The 22,818-nt window shown below is 35.6% G+C and carries 12 protein-coding genes and 1 pseudogene; 6 read left to right on the plus strand and 7 right to left on the minus strand.

What is annotated here, in order from left to right:
- Window positions 1-53 precede the first annotated feature (53 nt).
- The 3 genes from LG296_RS04495 (at window position 54) to LG296_RS04505 (ending at window position 5,486) form a co-directional block, all read left to right on the plus strand.
- Window positions 54-770, plus strand: a complete 717-nt coding sequence (locus LG296_RS04495) for a WecB/TagA/CpsF family glycosyltransferase (protein ID WP_404427514.1) — start codon at window positions 54-56, stop codon at window positions 768-770.
- A 784-nt stretch (window positions 771-1,554) separates the two neighbouring features.
- Window positions 1,555-4,278, plus strand: coding sequence for an S-layer homology domain-containing protein (locus tag LG296_RS04500; RefSeq protein WP_404427515.1), 2,724 nt, complete (start codon window positions 1,555-1,557; stop codon window positions 4,276-4,278).
- A gap of 212 nt (window positions 4,279-4,490) precedes the next feature.
- Window positions 4,491-5,486 carry an acyltransferase family protein gene (locus LG296_RS04505; protein WP_404427516.1) on the plus strand — a complete coding sequence of 332 codons (996 nt, stop codon included), beginning with the start codon at window positions 4,491-4,493 and terminating at the stop codon, window positions 5,484-5,486.
- A 288-nt stretch (window positions 5,487-5,774) separates the two neighbouring features.
- On the opposite strand, the gene istB (LG296_RS04510) is transcribed toward LG296_RS04505, so the two are convergent.
- From istB (LG296_RS04510) to istA (LG296_RS04530), 5 genes and pseudogenes are all read right to left on the minus strand, one after another.
- Entirely contained in the window at window positions 5,775-6,419 is a 645-nt protein-coding gene (istB, locus tag LG296_RS04510) for an IS21-like element helper ATPase IstB (RefSeq protein ID WP_404427962.1), read from the minus strand.
- 20 nt (window positions 6,420-6,439) lie between these two features.
- On the minus strand, window positions 6,440-7,165 hold the full coding sequence (istB, locus tag LG296_RS04515) for an IS21-like element helper ATPase IstB (RefSeq protein WP_404427517.1): 726 nt from the start codon (window positions 7,163-7,165) through the stop codon (window positions 6,440-6,442).
- Window positions 7,149-8,582, minus strand: a complete 1,434-nt coding sequence (gene istA, locus LG296_RS04520; protein WP_404427518.1) for an IS21 family transposase — start codon at window positions 8,580-8,582, stop codon at window positions 7,149-7,151. The genes istB (LG296_RS04515) and istA (LG296_RS04520) overlap by 17 nt, the downstream gene beginning before the upstream one ends.
- Before the next feature lie 148 nt (window positions 8,583-8,730).
- Window positions 8,731-8,854 (minus strand): annotated as a pseudogene (locus tag LG296_RS04525) (ATP-binding protein); the annotation flags it as partial.
- Window positions 8,851-10,356 (minus strand): IS21 family transposase, encoded by a 1,506-nt coding sequence (istA, locus tag LG296_RS04530; protein ID WP_404427519.1) that lies wholly within the window; start codon window positions 10,354-10,356, stop codon window positions 8,851-8,853. The gene istA (LG296_RS04530) and the pseudogene LG296_RS04525, both read right to left, overlap by 4 nt.
- A gap of 415 nt (window positions 10,357-10,771) precedes the next feature.
- Here istA (LG296_RS04530) and LG296_RS04535 point away from each other — a divergent pair, with 415 nt between their 5' ends.
- Window positions 10,772-12,895, plus strand: a complete 2,124-nt coding sequence (locus LG296_RS04535) for a choice-of-anchor I family protein (protein WP_404427520.1) — start codon at window positions 10,772-10,774, stop codon at window positions 12,893-12,895.
- A 373-nt stretch (window positions 12,896-13,268) separates the two neighbouring features.
- Complete coding sequence (locus LG296_RS04540) at window positions 13,269-16,715, plus strand: chitobiase/beta-hexosaminidase C-terminal domain-containing protein (RefSeq protein ID WP_404427521.1); 3,447 nt, start codon at window positions 13,269-13,271, stop codon at window positions 16,713-16,715.
- 266 nt (window positions 16,716-16,981) lie between these two features.
- Here LG296_RS04540 and LG296_RS04545 read toward each other — a convergent pair whose 3' ends face one another.
- Window positions 16,982-18,436, minus strand: coding sequence for a carbon starvation protein A (locus LG296_RS04545; RefSeq protein ID WP_404427522.1), 1,455 nt, complete (start codon window positions 18,434-18,436; stop codon window positions 16,982-16,984).
- A gap of 587 nt (window positions 18,437-19,023) precedes the next feature.
- A complete protein-coding gene (locus LG296_RS04550) occupies window positions 19,024-19,509 on the minus strand; it encodes a hypothetical protein (protein WP_404427523.1) in 486 nt (161 codons plus the stop codon).
- 498 nt (window positions 19,510-20,007) lie between these two features.
- Here LG296_RS04550 and LG296_RS04555 point away from each other — a divergent pair, with 498 nt between their 5' ends.
- Window positions 20,008-22,752, plus strand: a complete 2,745-nt coding sequence (locus LG296_RS04555) for an S-layer homology domain-containing protein (RefSeq protein WP_404427524.1) — start codon at window positions 20,008-20,010, stop codon at window positions 22,750-22,752.
- Window positions 22,753-22,818: the final 66 nt, after the last annotated feature.

Consider the following 22,818-nt stretch of genomic DNA (forward strand, 5'->3'; position numbering starts at 1 on the left):
CTGCCTTTTTAAATTAATATGAGTTTCTACTATAAAAGGACGGATGAAAAGTCATGAAAGAAACTGTACTTGGAATTCAAGTAAATACGGAAAACTACGATAACCTACTAAAGGAAATCTTCCAGCGAATTGAACGAAAAGAAAAATCACTCATCGTAGCGATCAATCCCGAAAAAATCATGAAAGCAAAAGAAGATCCTTCATTGAAGAAATTACTTAATGAAGCTGAGATTCAAATTCCGGATGGGGTTGGGGTTATCATCGCATCCAAAATCCAAAAAGGGCAGATTACCGAGCGTGTTACTGGCGTTGAAATGATGATGCGCCTATGCGAAGAAGCAGCCAAGCACCAGAAGCCTGTCTTTTTATATGGAGGAAAGCCAGGCGTAGCAGACACAGCAGCAGTTAAACTTAAAGAGCTGTACCCTGGAATCATCGTTGCCGGTACACTAGATGGTTATGAAAAGGATAACGAAATTGTTAAAGCAAAGATTAATGAAGCAAAGCCGGATATTTTATTCGTTGCAATGGGAAGTCCAAAGCAAGAAAACTGGATCAATGCAAATCGCGAGGAATTACACCCAACAATCTACCAGGGCGTGGGTGGCTCCTTTGACGTATTAGCTGGAACAGTTAAACGCGCACCAGAAGCCTTCCAAAAGCTAGGGCTAGAATGGTTCTATCGTTTAATTAAGGAACCAAAACGATTTAAACGTCAATTGGCATTGCCTTTATTCTTAGTAGAGGTTGCGCGGAGCTCGAAGAAGTAGTCATATATAGTAAATCTAACCAATTAAAGAAAATGGAAAATAAATATGCAAACTTTGTAATTACTGATTGTCCTTTTCTAATTTTGGTGATACACTGTGTCTATAGTAAGATTTTCTCTATGATATAGCTTTAACTTTTCCCTGCAAGGAAAAAAACGGTTGGTAGCCAAAAAAGGAAAGCCTACACATTTTATATGTGTAGGCTTTCTTTTTATGTTTAATCTATTAGATGATGCATATTCTACTGAACCATCTAATATACTTATCGAGGGTTAAGGAAGAACTAGAAAGCCAAGTAAATAAGCCTACGGAGGCAATATTATTTTAGTCAAAATACTATATTTATAGTAAAAGAGAAAAAAAGATTAAGCACATATGAAAAAAATATTAAAAAACTATTAAACTTTGCTTCATACGCCCGATAATAAGATTGTTATGACAGTAAAAGAAAATGTTAACCAACCGAAACATTGGAAAAATCCCTATAATAACAACGAAAACTATAACATGAATATTATTACCAAATAATGATATGTTTGTATATGAAAGATTTTGTTGGAATTATAGAAGTTTTATGTCATAATTAAAAAGATTTTAAGTTATCAAGACTATTAAAATTATGTTAATCTACATACCTCGACAATTTTCAAGAAGGTACCAAAAAAGGATTGACATAACATTTAGATACTACTAAACTTTTATGTGTAATAGTTTATCTGTACCTATATATAGTTGAAGATAACTAGAAAAAATTTTAATTGAATTAGAGGAGGAAATCTTTCTTATGGCTAACCAACCAAAGAAATACAAAAAATTCGTAGCAACAGCTGCTACAGCTACTTTAGTAGCATCTGCAATCGTACCAGTTGCGTCTGCAGCAACACCATCATTCCCAGACATCGCGGGAACAGGATACGACGAAGCAATTAATGCAATCGCTGATCTTGGAATCGTTAAAGGATATGAAGATGGTACTTTCAAACCATTAAACACAGTAAACCGTGCTGGTGTGGTTAAATTCTTAGGTAAATACTTAGTTGCACAAGGTAAAAAATTACCAACTTACGAAGAAGCAACTGCTAATGGATTCCCATTCACAGACTTAAATGCTGCTTCTGATAAAGAGTTAGTACAATATGCTGCTTTAGTTAAAAAAGAAGAAGTATTCAACGGATATCAAGATGGTTCTCTAAAACCAACATTAGAAATCCCACGTTACCAAATGGCGGCTGTATTAGTAAATGCAATCGAAGCTATCTACGGTGTTGATGTTGCTGAAGAAGCTAAAAAAGCTAACTTTGCTTCTAAAATCACTGATATTAAAGGCGTTTCAAATGAAGCTGCAATCGTAGGATTAGAATTTGCTGGTCTTACAGTTGTTGAGAAATTTGACCCTACTCGTACTTTAAACCGTGGTCAATTTGCTAACTTCTTAAGCCGTACAATTGACTATGCAGCTACATTAGCACCAACTGTATCATCTGTAACAGCAATTAATGATACAACTGCTTATGTTAATTTCGAAACAAATATTGGTGATGTTTCTGAAGCTAACTTTACAGTAGATAACAATGTTTCTGTAATTAAAGCTGAAGTTAATCCTAATAATAAAAAACAAGTTAAAATTACTTTCAACAAGCCATTAGTTGACTTAACAACTTATAAAGTAACTGTTGATGGTGTTAAATCTGAAGCTGGTGCAGCAATGAAAGAAGCATCTACAGTAGAATTTAAATATGAAATTGCAGAAGTTGCTACAATTTCATTATCAAAAACAAAATTCTATAATGGAGACAACATTCTTGATGCTGTTGTAGTTAAAGATGCAAATGGACTTACATTAAACAATGAAGATTTATCTATCGAACTTTCTTCAACTAGTGCTACTGTTGACACTACAACTGGAGTAGTTTCTGCAGATGCTGCTGAATCATTCTACGTAGAAGTTAAAGTTAAAAATGGTTCTACAGTACTTGCTACAACTGGTGCAGTTAAAGTTGATGTATTACCATCACTAGAAATTGCTGGTCTTGAAGGAATCCACATTGGGGATTTAACACCTGCTTCTGAAGTAACAGATTATACTTCTGCTAAAAAAGCTGGAGAATTAGATACTAAATTAAAAGTAAACGAGTCTGGAGAAACTTTAAACTTATTTGCTAAAGATGTTGAAGGAAATATTGTTTATATTACTCCTACTGAAGGTACTACTATTACAAACTTAAACCCAACAGTTGCTAATGTTGCTATCGTTGATGGTGAATTTGTAATTAACACAGTATCAACAGGCAAAGCTTCAGCAAAAATTAAAGTAGATAACATTGAGTACACTGTTTCATTTGATGTTCTTGCAAACGAAAAGGTTGCTGATGCAACATTATCTTCTACAACTGCGAAGTTAGATTCATCTTCTAACGATTTATCAAGTGAAAAAGAAATTACTGTAGCTTTCAAAGATCAATACGGTGAAGCTTATACATCACTTGCAAATGTAAATGTAGATAACGATACTGCAACAGTATTAACATATGATGATAACAGTAAATTAACTGTGAAATCTAGTAACGTACGTGTAGCAACTGCATCAGTTGATGCTGATGGAAAAATTACTGTTGCACGACCAGAAACAAACCATGTTAAAGGTTCAGCAACTGTAACTGTTGAATACAAAAATGCTAGTGGTACAGTTGTTTTCAATAAAACAATTTCAGTTACATCAACTGATTTTGATTCAGCTGTTGCTAGTTATGACCTTGAAATCATTTCTGCAAACACTGCGTTAGATGCAGACAATGATGCTAACGAAACTGGTGCTGACAATGATGATTCAGTTGAAGTAGTTCTTAACAAACTTGACAAAAATGGTAATATCATTGGACAAGAAGAATTTGAAGGAGATGGAGTTGCATTAACTGCCACTACTTCTAACACTACTGATCAAGTTTTCTTAGAAGACGTGAGTTATGCTGATGGTGTTGCAACTGTAGCTTTAACTGAAGATGCACTATTAAAACTTGTAAAGTCTGGTACAGTTAAATTAACTGCAACTAAAGGTGGAGTAGCTGTAGATACATTAAATGTTAACTACACTAACACTGATTCTGTTGCTACGAAAGCTGTGGTAAATACTACAAGCAAAACTTATGATTTATCAGTATTAGGAGGAACAACTATTACTTTAGATGAATTAATCTTCGGTAAATTAAACACTGCTGGTACGAATTATATTGTAAACCCAGTAGTATCAGTCCAAGATCAATTTGCTAAGGTTATGGGTTATGATTTAGAAGTTCCTGGTTTAAACACATTAACAAATGGTGTGGAAGTTGATGCTTCAACAGCGGTAGTTACTAACTTAAATAATGTTACTAATGTTGATGGAACATTGTCATTAACTGACGATACTAAAGCTGGTACTTTAACAATTGTAATTCCTACAATCGTAACTGAAGAAAATGGCGACTTATTATCTGCGCCAGTTTCTATTAACGTTACTCTAGTTAAGTAATTTTAAATATAACCTAATAAGTAAAAGGCTATCTAATTTTAGATAGCCTTTTATCTATGCTGGATAATTGTATGTGTTTAAAAATTATAATGATTATCATTAAATTTTTTGTGAAGTATTAACTACTAGTAATATTAGTTTATACTAAGTTTTATGTATATTTAATGTTATAATAGTAAAAACTATTTTAATTATCCTAGGAGTTGTAACCCTTGAGAATAAAAGAATGGGATTTACTTCGTGTTGTTGCTTGTTTATCGATTTTACTTTTACATACAACAACTTTTAATAATTTATTTAGGGGAGTAACTGAAAATTCGACCTTCGTTCACTTTGCACGCATACTTCTATGCTATGCAACACCGACGTTTATATTGTTATCTATAATCATTTTGGCAGCTCGATATAAGGAGGATGTACCAGCAAAGTTTTGGTCTTCTCGTTTACAATTCTTAGTTTTGCCCTACATATTTTGGGGAATTACTGATGCACTTATTTTAGAGTGGATGTATCAAAATGATGCACTGTATGACTCAATCTTATCTAATATATTTACTGGTGGATTTGTTGGATGGTTTGTTTTAGTAATCCTACAGCTTTACTTAATATTCTGGTGTATGTTGAAGTTTAAATGGTCGCAGTTTATTGTTTTGCCATTTTCTGTACTGCTCTATTTCCTTCATCATCAATTGTTTTCCTTACCTTATGAGTTTTTTCAAGAGAATTTCATATTCCAAAAACTGTACGGAACCGCGTGGTTAGCATATTTTGCAATTGCCATCTTAATAGGTACGCACTATGATAAATTACGCCCTATACTAAAGAAATATCGAATCGGTACAATTGTATTTACAGCATTGGCGGGCTTCTATGTTTGGATTAATTTTCAGCAAGGGCAAACGGATATCCATTCTAGAAGACTGGATTTAGTACCTTTTGTTCTTGGACTTACCAGTATGATTCTTGCTTATGGTCAAGTTATTCCTCACTTTAAAATAACACGCATAATAAGTAAATATGCTTTTATGGTCTATTTAATTCACTGGAATCTATTGAATCTGACCTCTAAATACTTTGTTGAATATATTCCAACAAGCTCTATCCGAATTATTGTTATGTTTGTTTTTACATTAGCAATGTCTATTTTCATCGCTAAATTAATTTCTTACTTGCCATTTGGAAAGTGGATAGTCGGTAAAATTAGATAGTCCAACCATGTTCACTTCGGTGAATGTGGTTTTTTTATGTATAGAAATGTACCTGGTATTAAATTAGCCAAGTACATAATATTGATTTATTTAATGGTTGAAGCTAGATAATGCTTAGTAGTTTTTGTAATAAAATTAAATAATGGATTTATCGACTTGAAAAATCGGGATAGAAATAATTGAAAAGGCCTATCGTAGGTAGCAAAAATCATAATTAAGAATACTGTATTTGGCAAGCAAAAAATGCATAAAACGGCAATCAAAAATGTAACCACTTGCCAACGAAATTTAATTCTGAATAATTGATTCCTTATAACGATAACTATCGCCTTTAAATACAATCAAATGTGAATGATGGATGAGTCGATCAATTACTGCCTCCGTTAATATTGGATTCCCAAAAACGTGATTCCATTGACCGAATTGAAGGTTTGTCGTGATTATGATGCTTTTGGTTTCATAACACATCGAAATAACCTGAAACAATAATTCAGCCCCTTGTTTGTGAAGAGGAATGTAACCTAACTCATCCAAAATCAAAAGATCCAATTTCTCTATTTGCTTAAAAAGCTTATTAAGATTACCTTTTTCATTTGCTTCTAATAATCGATTAACTAATGATGCCGCTGTATAGAATTTAACAGCTTTGCCATACCTTTGTATGGCATTCAATCCAATTAACGTAGCTAAATAGGTTTTACCTGCACCTACACCCCCATAGAAAATTAGATTTTCTTGCTGCTCCATGAATACTCCATTTAATAAGTCTTCACTACTTAGTCCTGCTGTTAGGACAATGTCCTTCCAATCAAAAGGTTTCCCATTGACTTTAGGTAAGCTTGCTTGTGTAAGTAAAAGATTTGTTTTTCGTTCTTCTCGTTGCTCATGTATTTTGCAAGAGAAAAGTGCAGAGATTTGCAACGAGAAATGCAGAGTGTTGCCACCCAATATATTTACAATTTTTTTGAAAGTGCGTTCGCTAATCGAAAACTTGATCCTGTGTATGAGATAATATGTGCATGATGAATCAAGCGATCTACTAACGCAGCTGTCAGTCGCGAATCGGAGAAAACACGATTCCACTGGCTAAATTCAAGATTTGATGTGATAATCAAACTTTTTTGTTCATAACACTCTGAGATTATTTGGAAAAGTAGCTCTGCACCATCTTTTCCAAATGGGAGATAACCCATTTCATCTAAAATGATTAAATCAACTTTCTCTAGTTTTTTTCGAAAGCTTGTTAATCGGCCATTGGCCAGTGCAGATTCTAGTTCCTCTACTAGATGAGACACACGATAAAAACGTACTTCAAATCCTCTTTCACATGCTCGTCTTCCTAAAGCTGAGGCTAAATGTGTTTTCCCTGTACCAGGAGATCCAACCAAAATTACATTTTCTTTTCGTTTAATAAAATCTAAATTCATCAATTCTTCTTTACTCAGATGGTGCGGTAAACTGATATCCTTATGCCATTCATAATTCTCTAAAACTTTATAATCTAGAAAGCGTGCTTTTTTAATATTTCTTGCTGCTCTGGCTTGCTCTCGTCCATCACGTTCCTTTAATAATAATTGGTGGACGAATTCATCTGGCGTTGTAAAGGGAACATCTTCAAATCCGTCCGCTATGTGAGCTAGACGTAGTTGCTTACATAACTGATCAATGGTTTCCTTCATGATTATCACCTCCAATCGGTTGTAATGCATCATACTGCGACCACTCGACATCGTAAGGATTTGATACAACTTCATCATTCTTTGAAATCAGTTCGTAGAACTGTTCATTGATTCCTTTCATATCATACTGTACTAATAACGTAATAATTTCATTGATACGTTGTTTTCTTAGAGACAGAGAGGGTGTTAGTAAGTATTCACGTACTCTTGCAGGTAAATACTCACGATAGCGTGAATGTCCGACCACTCGTGGTTTATATAGCCAATCTTTTAAGATATCTTTCCAGGGAATTAATCTACGTTTTCTCATATAGGGTCTTGCATCGCTTAATAGTACTTCACCTTCGTTGGTAATAACCTTAAATTCATTCCAAAATGTGATGCAATACAGCTGACTATAGTTCTTTGCTTTTGGTACATGAATAAGATGTTGATCTAATTTGAACTCATTGTATTTATTAAATTTGACTGTCGTTTGTTTAAATACTGAATAATCATTATCTGGTAATTTAAGCAATTGCTTTTGTTCGCATGCCCAAAGGTCTTCGATTATCTCTTCTTTTCGGTAGTGCATTCTCTTTCTATCTATTAAAAACTTTTGATAGAGTTTTTCCGTCAGGTCATCAAAATCCTTGATAACAGGTGGTACACTAAAAAAGTTATACCGTACATAGCCGACTTTTCTTTCGACATTCCCTTTTTCATGGCCACTTCGCGGATTACATACCTGTACTTTAAATCCATAATGATTTTTAAATGCCATGAATTCATCTGTTAATTGTGCCTCGCCTTGAGATCCACGTACCTTTTTAACCGCAGGTGTTAAGTTATCAATCCGAATGCTTAACGGAACACCTCCAGCTTGTTTAAATAGTAGCTTTAGACCACTTAGAAAGCACTCTTGATTTTCAGAGGGAAGAGGTACTACAAAACCGGTATTACTTGCCGGGAATGACATAATTAATGCATGTACATCAACGATTTCACCTTCATGTACAGCCTCCATTACACCAAAATCCACTTGAGCTTCACCCTCTGGATGAGCTAATCGTTCATATCCTTTCGATTGTTCGTCATCCCTTGCAGCTTTACAATTTGCAATAAAGTCGCAGACTGTTCGATAAGACCCTGGAAACCCTAGTGCTACTAGTTCCTCATGCATTTGCTTATTTGTTCGCCTTAGTTTTTTCTTCACCTTCGAATCTTCTTCTAACCAATCTAGAACTATTTCTCCCCAACGTTCTTCATACATCATTCCTTTTTTTAGAATTGTTTTCTCTTGAGGAAGTTGATCTCCATCCCCATATTTCTTTGCTGTTCTCCAATTTATATCTAATGTATCCGCAATTTGGCTAATAGATAGTCCTTTTTCGTTTCTTAAAGTTTTGATACAATTAACTTCAGACATTGTTAGCATCCTTTCATTCCTCCACTGATGAGATTCGACACCTTTACAGTAGAGTGACTTGGGGTGGCTGGCAAGTCTTTTTTTGTGGCACTAAAAAAGTGCTAGACTCTGTACAAATACGTTGCACTAGTCTGCACTTTTATTTTGCAATAAACAGCTCAATTTCTTTTTCAAAAAGCTTCAGTAAATACTCTTCATTTGATGTGGCTTCTATCTCTTGATAATGCTCTAATCCAACTTAATTTCAATCGTTTAGCGAATTCTTGAATCTGCGTACTCAATTTATTTCAGCTCCTTTTAGAAGCTGATTATAATGCTGTAGACCTCTAGTAGCCTCCGGCATAATAGGCAATGACTTTTGGAGATGTACTTCTTCGCGTATCCCTCGACCATTAATTAGTTGGTAGAATACTTGTTTAATTGATTCAACCGAAGGATGACCATGCTCTGATGCAATCTTCAGCGCTTCAGTAATTTTACTAAAATCATAATCTTTCATCACTGTACCTAATAACTTCAGGGCCTCTGATTTTTCAGAGGAAGTACATGAATTAAAATATGTTTGCCATTCTTGTGGTAACTGCTCATAGAAACTAGTATATTTAAGTGCCATAGGACGTTTGGCCATTAGATTTAAGTATGGCTGCCAATTAATCGATTTTCTATATTGACCATAGAGTCGAGGATGGCTAACGACTAGTTGATAATCATCTGTAAGAATATCAATTGAATTATATGAAATACGAATTAGAACCTTATTTAAAGCGTATCTTGGTGAAGTAGAATATAGTTTTTTTTCCACTTTAATATAACCGTACTTATCGGCTTTCACTGTTTCGTATCTGATGCATTGGTATTCCTTACTTGGTAAAACCAAAAAGGCTTTCCGATCCTCTTCAAACAGCTGGGAGATGAAAGATTCCTTTTCATAATGTTTTCTCTCACGATCTTTCTCAGCTTTTTCCCACAACGTCTTATTAAGTTCGTCTAAATTCAGTACGTGGAGACCAGGCAATAAATAATTGTTTCTCACATACTTCACCATTGCTTCCACATGACCTTTTTCATTCCCACTATTAGGATTACAAAATTCACTTTCGAACCCATAGTGTAGAACGAAGTTCTGAAATTCCTCTGTTAACTGCCGTTCGCCATTTGGCAATACCTTCTTTACGGCAGCTGAAAGATTATCGAATCTAATTGTTTTTGGAACACCACCCATATGGTGAAAAATACGCTTTAATCCTTCTAAGAAACACTCTTTGTTTTGAGCGGGGAATACCTGAAAATAAAATGAATTACTGTATGGATAAGAAAGAACCAGATAGGGTAGAGTTATCTGTTCCCCTTGATATTTAAACGGAGCTTCTCCAAAATCCACTTGGGCTGACCCGGGTTTGCTCTCTAGCGATAATGCTGCTTGACTCGCTTCATTTAACAATTCTTTTTTTCGTTGGGATATGTAGTTTCTTACTGTTCGATCAGAACCCTTAAAATCAAATTCCTCTTTTAATTGCTCCCAAATTCTCTTTGCAGTTCTACGAAATTTTCTCTTTTGTTTAAAATCTTCTAGTAACCATTCATCTACAATATGTTTAATAGGATCCATCACTGGAGATGGTCTGCCTTGTTTAATTTTTTCTACAGGACTAAAATCATCCTGTTCTGCATATTTCTTAACTGTTCTCGGATCTCTTCCTATTCTTTGTGCAACCTCCGAATAGTTACTGTCTTTTATGTTTACCTCATGTCTGATATAATTAATTTCGGCCACTGCCAACATCTCCTTAATACCTCCTGCGCTTGTTTGTCCCAACAGGAAGTGTATGTGTATTTTGGAATGTTGACAAGTGGTTTTTTAATTTGTGCAGGGCCTACGGCCCTTCTGCACAAATTAAATGCCATACCTTACATTTTTATGATGCCATAAACAAGAATACTAATGAAAAGTAAAAAATTGCTTTCACTAATGATCATCCTTTTTATTGAATTATAGTAATCAAATTGTCCGCCTAATTAGGTTATTTTATACAATGATTGAAAAATTTTATATATACAATACCGCTTACATACAATTTAAATTCTTCCTCCAAATCCCTTAGCAAGAGAAATTTTACAATCTCCTTAATTCTATTAACATCCCCTTAACAAATCACCTTTACACTTAAAAGAAAATAGGTAAAGGATGGTAGTATTTGATGTCTAAATTTCTTTCTTCTAAAACAATTTTCACTTTGAGTATGGCAGCGGCGATTGTCGTGGCTCCGTCAATGTCGGCGGATGCGGCTGAGAATAAGTACAAGCTTTCATTAGATGCGCGCTATGATTCTGGTGTTCAGAACCCGGATGGTGGAACGACGGAAATCGTTGCTTATAACAAGCATAATCACTCTACATATGTAGTGAACGGGAAAACGAAAAAGGTGGAGGCTCTTTCTCTTAACTATCAAAAGGCTGATGCTCTTTCATTGAAACCGTTCCTTTCAATCGATATTGCCGAGCTTTTAAAGAAGGTAGACTCTAAATTCCAATATGGGGATTTAACAAGTATTGCTGTACATCCGAAAGAAAATGTCATTGTTGCATCCGTTCAAGCTGAAGGATTTAATGACTATGGCTATGCTGTTTTCTTAACAGGGGAAGGGAAGCTGTTAAATGCAGTGAAGGTCGAGCCACAGCCAGATAACATTACCTTCTCACCAGATGGAACGAAAGCTTTAACGGCTAATGAAGGGGAGCCTCGCGAGGGATATGGCGAAGGGATTATCGATCCTCAGGGTTCTATTTCAATGATGGATTTAACAAAAGGTTTTGAAAACACAGTTGCTAAAACTATTACATTTGAGGCATATGATTCAAGCGAAAAGCGCGAGGAGCTGCTTGCATCCCAAGTAATTTTAAAGAAAGAAACAAAGCCTTCACTAGATTTAGAGCCTGAATACATTACTGTAAGTGAGGATAGTAAGTTTGCTTACGTTGCCCTACAAGAAAACAATGCAATTGCAAAGCTTGATCTTACTTCGAGTGAGGTAGTTTCTATTGAAGGAATGCGCTTTAAAGACTTTAGTGTGAAAGGAAATGAAATCGACTTACGTAAAGACGATCAAATCAAGCTCCAAAATGAAAATTATTTTGGAATCTATATGCCTGACGGGATGGCGACATATAGCGTTAACGGTAAAAATTACATCGTTACTGCAAATGAAGGAGACGCCCGAGAATGGGGTGAAGAGGACACAGAAAGCTTCCACCTAAATGAAGCTGAAAAAGAAGTGGATGGCAATGAAATTGCCTTCTACGATACAGCCGAGTATGAAGGATTTGCTGAAGAAAAAGAGTACATCTTTGGAGGACGTTCATTCTCCATTATTGATGCGGATACTATGGAAGTTGTTTATGATAGTGGTAGTGATTTTGAGCGTATTACAGCCGAAAAATTTCCTGAGAATTTCAATGCAAGTAACGATAAGGTAAAGCTTGATAATCGAAGTGGGAAAAAGGGACCTGAACCAGAAGACGTTAAAATCGGTAAAATTGGCGATGAGACCTTTGCCTTTATTGGACTAGAGCGTATCGGAGGCATTATGATGTACAACATTACAGATCCGGCAAATGCAGAATTTGTAGACTATATTAATTTACGTGATTTTAGTAAGGATATTGCTGGAGATGTGTCACCAGAAGGTTTGGCTTTTGTGTCAGATGAAAAGACTCCACAGCTGATTGTCGGCCACGAGGTAAGTGGTACAGTAACGGTTTTAAATTTACTAGAAAAGCATGTAGAAAATAAGGTTGGCTTTAAGGACATTGAAAATCATTGGGCAAAAAATCAAATTATCGCAGTGACAAAAGCGGGGTTATTTAGTGGTGTCAATGAATCTACATTTGCACCAAATAAAAGCCTAACACGAGGACAAACAGCAATTGTACTAAACAGCTTAGCTTATGATGAAAAAGCAACAACCGTTCCTTCGTTTAAGGATGTAGGGGCTTCTTCTCTAATTGCAAACGATATTGCATGGGCAACAGAAAACAAAATCATGAGTGGCAAAAATGCAACAACCTTTGCTCCAAATCAACCAATTACAAGAGAAGAATTTGCTCTAGCAATATACAATTATCTAGCCTATGAAGGCATTAATTTAGACGCTAGCAACAAATCCACATACAAAGACGATGGAAAAATCAATAACAACGCAAAACAAGCAGTATACGCACTACAACAAGCAGGTCTAATGACAGGAAGCAACGGGAACTTCAACCCCAACCAACCCCTAACACGCGCCCACGCAGCAACAGTCCTCGCAAAACTAATAGACTAATATATTTATGAACAGAATTGTGTGTGTACCAGGTACACACACAATTCTAAAACAATTCAAAATACTCCGTGTGCCAGGTACACAAACAATTCTCACACAATTTAATTGAGAATAGCCAAGTCTCTATAATCCTTAGTTAATTCGGAATTATGGGGCTTGGTTTTTTTGGTATTTAAATAGGTCCTGGTAGTTTTCAATTTATGCAATTATAGGAAAATTGATAGAAAATGGAATGTATTTAAATGGATAATTTGAAAGAGGCGAAAATTCCATTTTTTTAGAATAATAGAAACAGAGAGTGAAATCTAATGATTTACTAGATTCCAGTTTCGATTCATTGTAAATAAATAATCTTATGAGGTGTAGAAAAAGTATGGATAAGCGCAATTTGAAAAAGTCTTTGAATGTATTTTTAGCAACAACCTTAACAGCAAGTGTAGCAGTTCCTATGGTACCTTCGACAGTATCAGCAGAAACCGTTGCCACAGATTTAATTATTTCAGAATATCTTGAAGGAAGTAGTTATAACAAAGCTATTGAAATTTACAATGGAACTGGAGCAGCAGTAGATTTAAGCCAGTATAAGGTTGAAGTTTATTTCAACGGTGGTTCAGCGCCGTCTCAAACAGTATCCCTATCTGGCACATTAGAACAGGGAGCAACATATATCCTTTATCACGGGCAATCGGCAGCGGATATTAAAGCAAAAGGAAATTTAGAAAACTCATCGGCTATAAATTTCAACGGTGATGATGCAATCGTATTAAAGAAAAATGATGAAATCATTGATTCATTTGGACAAGTCGGTGTGGATCCAGGAACAAACTGGGGAACGGATGCAAAATCAATGGATATGACCCTAGTGCGAAAAGGCTCCATCTTAACCGGAGATACGAATCCATCCGACGAATTCGACCCTGCTGTACAATGGACAGCTTATCCTAAAGATACATTCACGCACCTTGGCTCACATGTTTTAGGTGAACAAATCGTAACGCCTGTTGAAGGAACAATTACTGAAGTTAGAGCTCTTCCAAAAGGTAGCACTGTTATCACAACAGGTACAGTAACTGCTGTGATGGGCTCAACAACTTATATCCAAGATGAAAACTCTGGGATTGTATTATATGGGAATAACTTAAACGTTAAACCAGGTGACATTGTTCGTGCGACAGGAGAGCTTACTGAATATAATACTTTAATAGAAATAAATGTTACTCCACAAAGTGTTGAAGTAATAGGAAATACAGAAGTTCCAGAACCGGAAGTCGTTACAGGGGCACAATTACAGGAAGAGCGTGAAGGGAAACTTGTAACAGTTCAAAATGTAAAAATCGAATCTGTAAAAAGCGGTAACTACCAGGCTGTTGACGGAGAAGGAAACACTTTTGAATTACGACCAACAAGCTCATCATTATTAAGTGTAGGCACTACCTATGAAGCGATTTCAGGAGTTTTAGGCTCATATAATAATATTTATCAGTTAATCCCACGAAGCATTGATGATATAGTTGAGGATTCTTCAATTGTTAAACCAGTTGTTGCAACGCCTGGACAAGGCTTAATCAAGGAAGGCTCTGAAGTGACTCTATCGACGAGAACAGATGCGGCAACGATCCATTACACAACAGATGGCAGTGAACCGACTCTTGAAAGCCCAATCTATACGGGTGCAATCACTATTACTGAAGACACAACAGTAAAAGCCATTGCAGTTAAAGAAGGCTTAAAGGCTAGTGATGTAGTAGTATTTGACTATATTATCCAGCTTGAAGATATCCGCATTCACGATATCCAAGGGGAAGGTCATTATTCTAAGTATGATGGTTTTAATGTAACGGACGTTGAAGGGATTGTTACGTATGTAAATGGAAATGAATTCTATTTACAAGATTTACAGCCTGATAATAACAGCAAAACTTCAGAGGGTATTTTAGTATATAAAGCTTCTCATGGCGTTAAAGTTGGTGACATCATTTCAGTTGATGGAACTGTTAAAGAATATATGATGCCAGGATATGCAGAGCGTTTTGATACAGACCTTTCTGTAACCGAATTAGCAGCAACAACAATTGATGTTATCGGTACTGGTGAGCTTCCAAAAGCAATCGTTCTAGGGGAAGATGTAGCGCTTCCAACAGAAGTAATTGATAATGATGGATTAACGGTATTTGACCCTGAAGAGGATGGAATCGATTTATTTGAAAGTGTTGAAGGTATGCTTGTTCAAGTAAATAATCCAAAGGTTGTGGCATTACAAAAATATGGTGAGCTAACAGTTATTCCAGGAAACATGGAAACAAACACAACAGCGGGCGGCTTGCGTATTAGCGAAAATGATTATAACCCTGAAAGAATCACGATTAATATCGATGATGAAAAATACCTAGCGAAAATGGGCGACTATTTCGAAGGAAATATCCAAGGTGTTATGAGCTATGGCTATAGCTATTATCAAGTTTTAAGCAATAAAGAAAATCTTCCTGCTTTAATTGATGGAGGAAATCAACGTGAAACAACTTCAATTACACCAGTTGAAGATAAATTAACAGTTGCTTCGTATAATGTCGAAAACTTCTCACCAAAAGCTAAGGATGAAAAGGTAACAAAATTAGCAGAAGCGATTGTTGCTAATATGAAAACTCCAGACATCATCGGTCTAACTGAAGTACAAGATAATGATGGTGAAACAGATAGCGGAACAGTTGATGCAAGTCAAAGTGCTCAGACTTTAATCAATAAAATCGTAGAACTGGGCGGACCGGAATACGTTTACACAGATGTAGCACCAGAAAATAACAAAGATGGTGGGGCACCTGGTGGAAATATTCGCGTTGGATTCCTTTATAATCCTGAAAGAGTTTCATTAGTAGAAGGAACTAAAGGTACAGCAAATGAAGCGGTAGGGTATGAAGATGGCGAGTTAACTTTAAATCCAGGTCGTATTGACCCAACAAACACTGCCTTTAATAGTAGTCGAAAACCATTAGCTGCTCAATTTGATTTTAAAGGTGAAAAGGTTATCGTTGTAGCAAATCACTTTAACTCAAAAGGTGGCGACCAACCACTTTACGGTAAAAATCAGCCAGCAGTATTAGGTAGTGAAGTACAGCGTATGCAAATTGCAGCGATTGTAAATGGTTTTGTTAAAGAGGTATTAGCAAAAGATCCAAAAGCAAATGTAGTGTTAACAGGGGACTTCAACGATTTCGAATTCTCGAACCCACTGAAGGCACTTAAAGGCAACGAGCTTACAAACATGATCGAGCAAGTACCAGCAGAAGAACGCTACTCGTATTCTTACCAAGGTAACGCTCAAGTATTAGACCATATTTTAGTTAATAATAAACTAGCATCTAAAACTGAGGTTGACATTGTTCACATCAACTCGGGCTTCATGGAAGAACACGGCCGTGCAAGCGACCACGACCCAGTAATTGTACAAATTGACTTAAATAAGAGTGAGCCACAACCAGAGCTAGAGGTAATTGAATTCGATAAAGTATATGACTATAAAGGACTATCGAAGAAACAATTAGTTATTCCACAGGGGAAAGTGTGGATTCAATTAGATGAAACATCAAAAGTGAATGAAGCATGGTTTAAAGGTCAATATGTAGATGTGCAAGGTGAAGGCTTCCAATTTACAACTATAAAATTTGAACCGAAAAAAGCGGGTGCCATCTTAGAATTAAACGAAACAAATGTTAAAAAGGTCATCATTGACGGCAAAAACGTAAGCGAAATTCGCGGTGCAAAACAAGGCCAAATTTTCGAATACATCAATGGTGCTAAAAAAGAAAACATTAAGTTTGATTAAGTTTAAATTCAGAGTTTTAAAAGGCAATCCTATTTTGGGATTGCCTTTTTCATTATAGAATGATGGGGGGAGCGTGATTAGAAGTTATGTATATGACTGTTTGAATTGAAGTAAGAAAGTGATTAAATGTGAAAGTAGAGCTGGGCAAAGCGACAAGAGAACGTAGGAACTCTCCGGAAAGGCAGCAGAAATGGTAAGCGATAGTCCATATTTATTCTCCCCAAAAAACCTCCAAGCAACTAAAGGGTGCTTGAAGGTTAAGCTTATTAATTATTCACTCGGAAAGTTGATACGTCTTCATCCAGTAGGAAGGATGTGCCGCGTTTTTTGTGTGCAGCAACGAAGAATATGCCGACAAGCATGGCAGCTGCAATTAGTCCACCGATGAATGATGCGTTTAGTGGAATACCGAAGCCCATTGTTGGTTCGTACAGGATGTATACTACAACCATGTAAGTCATAAAGCTTGCTGGAACAGTCGCAATCCAGTGATTCTTCTTTGCCAAGAATAGGTACATAGCACCCACCCAAAGAGCAATTACCGCGGTAACTTGGTTTGCCCAAGAGAAATAGCGCCATAAAATATTGAAATCAATTTTTGTTAAGGCATAAGAAATGACGAATAATGGAATCGCGATCCATAAACGGCTTGCAATTTTTGCTTGCCCGAATTTGAAGTATTCTGCAATAATCATACGAGCTGCGCGGAATGCTGTATCTCCAGATGTGATAGGTAATATGATAACACCTAAAACAGCTAAAGTACCACCGATTGAACCTAGCATTAATAAGGAAACTTCACTAACTACAGCAGCAGGACCACCAGCTGCAATAACTTCATTTAAACCACCATAGCCACCGAACAAGCTCATAGAAGCGGCTGCCCAGATCATCGCGATAATACCTTCTGCAATCATCATACCGTAGAAAATTTTACGGCCTTGCTTCTCATTTTGAGTTGTACGAGAAATAATCGGCGTTTGTGTTGCATGGAAACCAGATAATGCACCACAAGTAATCGTAAAGAAGATCAATGGGAAAATCGGTAAATTCCCAGGATGCATATTTTGGAAAGAAAGCTCAGGAATCGGTGCTCCTGTAACAACCATTCCAATTCCTACACCAAGTGCCGAAACAACTAATAGGGCACCAAAGTAAGGATACAAGCGACCAATAATCTTATCAACAGGTAAAAGTGTAGCAAGAATATAATAGAAGAAAATTACGCCCACAATAAGTGCTAATGCCACTTTACCATCCATTAAGTTGTTGATTAGCATTGCTGGTGAAGATACGAATACAGTACCTACTAATAATAGAAGTAAAAGTGCGAAAACGTTTACAACATGCTTCATAAACTTTCCTAAAAACTTAGATACAAGCTCTGGTAAATGTGCCCCTTTGTTTCGAATCGAAATCATACCAGTCAAGTAATCATGTACAGCCCCTGCGAAAATACACCCAACAACAATCCAAATGAATGCCACAGGACCATAAAGCGCCCCAGCAATTGGACCAAATACAGGACCAGTGCCGGCAATATTCAATAATTGAATTAAAGAGTTCTTTGGCGTTGTCATAGGAACATAGTCGACACCGTCAGCATTTACATAGGCAGGTGTTGGTCGTTCTGATTTTTCCCCAAAAACTTTCTCGACGTATTTGCCATAAGTAAAATAACCAACGATTAAGATTGCAATACATACTAAAAACGTAATCATCTGAGATCCCCCATCCCTTTTTAAATATTCTTAATATTTTATCTATAATTCGATAGTAGCACACAATGTTATATAACAGCAATATTATTTTTCTAAAATTATATAACAGTTTTTCAATATAATTTCTTTGTGTGATTTTATAACTCTCTAAACCAAAAAGAAGCGAAATCTTTCTTGATAAAAAAGCTATAACCAGAGTGTGCCACTTTCGTAATTCTTCGGGATTTATGATTCATCAACAATATATATGACCAAAATACCCGCTATAATAAATTGAGAAACTCAAATGACTATTTCATAAGAATTTAACCCATTAACTAGAACCCCGAGATTCCCCGTAACGGATACCCACAGCCCGCTCCATGAATCCGGTTTCATCACCAAGCTTTCAACCATAGCTCCTAATCTAACCAAGTTCATTCTCTCCATACTTACACAAAAAAGCCAGAACCCCTCCACCATGCAGAGTTATTCCAGCTTTTTGAAATTCACTAACCAACTAATTAACAAACTAACAGACCAGTCAATCAACCAAGTATAATAACCAATTAACTTAACTGATTAATCTACGAACCCAACCTTACCTACTAAACCACAAACGGCTTCTTCATCTTAATCAAGCCATACACATAATAGAAGATACTACCTGTAATAATAGTCACCACAACAAAAAGAATGGCCGTGCCCGATTCTCCTGTCCAGCGGAAGAATAGGCGATACATGAAATACACGCCAATGACAATCATGGCGATGGAACTTAGGATACCGATAAATGGAATGATTGAAATAATCGTTAGTCCGATATAAATCAGTAAAAACTTGAGGGCATCCTTTTTAATTTCCTCAATGGAAGTTTTAGTAGAGCCTAGTGCGAATAGGGCATACACATTGAGTAAAGGAATCCATGACCAGAAGGAAATCTCACCTAAGCCGTTTGTTTTAGTTGTGTAATAATAAATAAGAGCAGTAATCACATAGCCAACTACGCCAATCACAAGCATAATGATAAAAAATGTGACTAGAAAACCACCAAACAATGCTGCATCGTAATCACTTTGATACGAATTATACAACTTCACACCTCCTCGTGATTTACCTCTAACTATTTCAGTTGAGGAATCCATCCATAATATATGTTGTCATTCTAAATTTATATGTGAAATCCAAAAGTCTTTTGCACAAATTGTTTTCAGGGAAGATTTAGAAAGGTTTATTCGGGTAATTTTTAGTTAAACTAGCAAATTACTATAAAGTATTAAAGCTATTAATACTAGAAATGGAGAAATAAGTGAGGGTTGTTATAATAATCAATAATTTAGTATAAATAATATTTACATATTTTTATATTGTATTAAAAATATGGTGCGAAATTTACTAAAATAATACTGAACTTCATAATTATATCTTTAATTTTGATAAAAAAAGGATGTAATTATCATTTTAAGGTAATAAATAATAGTAATTTGACAGAATTGTAATATAGTAATATACTTCGAAGTGTGGTTGAGACATAAACGACCACAAAACAAAAATAACAAAAATATGATAACATCCTAGGGGGATTTATTTTAATGGGTAACCAATATAAAAAGTTCGTAGCAACAGCAGCAACAGCAACATTAGTAGCATCAGCAATCGTTCCTGTAGTATCAGCAAGTGCAAATGAAACGAAATTCGAAGATGTTAAAGGCACTACATATGAAGTAGCTGTCAATTCAATCGCAGGTTTAAACATTGTATCTGGATATGATGACGGCACATTCAAACCAACAAATATCGTTAATCGTTCTGGAGTTGTTAAGTTTTTAGGTAAATACTTAGTAGCACAAGGCGAAAAACTACCGACATATGAAGACGTAATCGCAAAAGGATTCCCATTCAAAGACTTAAATGCAACATCTGATAAAGAATTAGTACAATATGCAGCATTAGTAAAAGAAGCTGGAGTATTTACAGGTTATGAAGATGGAACTTTAAGACCATCTATCGCAATCACTCGTCACCAGACAGCTAAAGTTTTAGTCCAAGCTTTAAAAGAAATCTACGGTGTGGACTTAATGGAAAAAGCAAAAGCTGCAAACTTTAAATCAGAAATTATTGATATTAAAGGGAATGTTTATAAAGATCAAATCGAAGCACTAGACTTTGCTGGTATTACAACTGTAAAAGATTTTAGACCAGCACAATCATTAAACCGTGGTCAATTTGCAATTTTCTTAAACAACTCACTTAACTACTTTGCAAACCAAGTAGGAGAAGTAGAAAAAATTAGCAATGTGAAAGCATTAACTTTAGTAGAAGGTACTGATGTTCTTTCAAAATTACCAACTACTATTGAAGCAACTTTAAAAGCTGCTGAAGGTAAAGTAGCTCCAGAAGTAAACTTAAATGCTTCTTGGAAAGCTCCTGAATCATTCGATAATACTAAAGAAGGTAACTATGAATTCGTAGGAACTTTAACTGCTCCTAACAAAAAGGTAGTAATCCCTGTAGGTGGAGAAACAGTTAAAGTATCAGTAACAATCGTTTCTCAAGAAGATTTTGATGCAGCAGTAAAAGCTGTTAAAACTCAGGCAGACTTAAATGCAACTGATTTAACTGCATTCAAAGCTGCTTTACTAGTACCAGTATTAAACCTTCAAAATATTGAAGACTCATTAGTAGAAGAATATCAAACAGCTATGGCTGATGCATTTGCTTCACAAGTCGATTCTGTTGAAGAAATCCAAGCAATCATTAACCATGTAAATGAACAACAACGTCTTGCACTTGAAGCAGCAAAAGCTAAACAATTAGCAGCAGTTAAAGCGGCAAATGGTGTTAATGAAATGAGAATTGCTTTCAATTTAGATAAAGTAGAAGCGAACAAAGATTACCCTGTAACATTTGTACATGTTTCAACAACTTCAGCAGATTTAGAAGCATATAAAAATGCAATCGCTGCTAAAAATCCTGCAGACTTAGTTGCTGTACAAAAAGTTATCGAAGAAGTAAACAATACAAAAGCTGAAAAAGCAGTAGCGTTAGCTGAAAAATCACTAAAAACAGAAGATATTTCTGCAGCACGTAATATCATTTCTACCATAGAGTCAGTATATGTAGCAAATGGTGATGTATTCGATACTAAAGCAGCAGGAAAAACTGTTGGATCATTCGAGTTACGTTTACAAGCTGCTGAATTAACAGGTGCAATCAATGCATTCGTACAAACTGTTAAAGTAGATCAAGTTGATCAATCATTCAATTTCAATATTTCTTACCCAGTAGTATCTGCTGAGCAACAAGCACTTGTATCGGAATACACTGCTTACTCTGAAATTACAGTTCCAGCGGCATTTGCAGGAGCAGTGTTGAAATTTGAGCTTATAGAAGGTACTTTTGACTACACAGTTCCAACAGCTAAAGAAGGTGACACTACAATTACATTCTCATTATTAGATGTAATTAATGCTAATGCACCGACTCTAGCTAGTCAAAGTGGAGATTCATTTAACGTAAAAGTAACAGTTCCTTTTGAATCAACTACGCTAGTGGCAGGAAACTACAATGTTAAATTTAATACTGTAGTATCAGCCGGTACAGGTGAAAATGCTGATGTTCGCACAATCGCATCAGAATCAGTAAGTGTAAATATTGTTGCTGATCCAGCAATTCCAAATGCAATTCAAGAAGTATTAACTGCTACAGATAATATCACTTTAACAACTGCATTAAACGATTTAAAAGCTTTAGATTCAACTTTAGAATTTAATGGAGCAAATGTAGAGAAATATTTAACTGCTTTCAATGCATACTCAACAGAGCAAAACAAAGCTGCTACAGTAACTTCACTTTTAGTAACAATTAAAAAAGTTGATGAAGCAGTGACGTTAGAATCAGCTATTCAAGCATTAGTTGATTCAGTTACAACAACAGATGTAGTTTCAAATTTAAAAGTAGAAACACTTGGTTTCACTTTGGATGAGAAAACTAACAAATTAAATGTAGTTACTAAAAATGCTGGTTTATACCTAGAAGCAATCAAAGCTGATGTAGAAGCAGCTAAAGATGAAAAAGCATACACAACAGCGGCAGATGTACAAGCTATGGTAAATGAAGTTAATGCATCTGAACTGGGTAATTTAAATACTCAAACTTCTGTAGCTGAAATTGAAAAAGCATTACTAGCGCTTAACAATAATGATATTAACCTAGTTTATAACGGGTTTAATAATAATCAAAAAATTACAGCTCTAGAAGTAATTAAAGCACACGCAGGATTTGCATCTGAAGAAGCAGTATACAATGAGCTTTTAAAATTAGTAGTTAACCAATAAATTTTAAATACTAAAAGAAAAGTAGTCAGTTTACTGGCTACTTTTCTACTAATTATGGAAGTAGGG

Source organism: Ureibacillus chungkukjangi (assembly GCF_044795995.1).
Lineage (GTDB): Bacteria > Bacillota > Bacilli > Bacillales_A > Planococcaceae > Ureibacillus > Ureibacillus chungkukjangi.

Excerpts from the sequence above, each read along its gene's own strand:
- istA (WP_404427519.1), bottom strand. The coding sequence starts at position 10,356 with ATGTTGGCAGTGGCCGAAATTAATTATATCAGACATGAGGTAAACATA.
- LG296_RS04495 (WP_404427514.1), top strand. The coding sequence starts at position 54 with ATGAAAGAAACTGTACTTGGAATTCAAGTAAATACGGAAAACTACGAT.
- LG296_RS04540 (WP_404427521.1), top strand. The coding sequence starts at position 13,269 with ATGGATAAGCGCAATTTGAAAAAGTCTTTGAATGTATTTTTAGCAACA.
- LG296_RS04555 (WP_404427524.1), top strand. The coding sequence starts at position 20,008 with ATGGGTAACCAATATAAAAAGTTCGTAGCAACAGCAGCAACAGCAACA.
- LG296_RS04545 (WP_404427522.1), bottom strand. The coding sequence starts at position 18,436 with ATGATTACGTTTTTAGTATGTATTGCAATCTTAATCGTTGGTTATTTT.
- LG296_RS04535 (WP_404427520.1), top strand. The coding sequence starts at position 10,772 with ATGTCTAAATTTCTTTCTTCTAAAACAATTTTCACTTTGAGTATGGCA.
- istA (WP_404427518.1), bottom strand. The coding sequence starts at position 8,582 with ATGCTAACAATGTCTGAAGTTAATTGTATCAAAACTTTAAGAAACGAA.
- istB (WP_404427517.1), bottom strand. The coding sequence starts at position 7,165 with ATGAAGGAAACCATTGATCAGTTATGTAAGCAACTACGTCTAGCTCAC.
- LG296_RS04500 (WP_404427515.1), top strand. The coding sequence starts at position 1,555 with ATGGCTAACCAACCAAAGAAATACAAAAAATTCGTAGCAACAGCTGCT.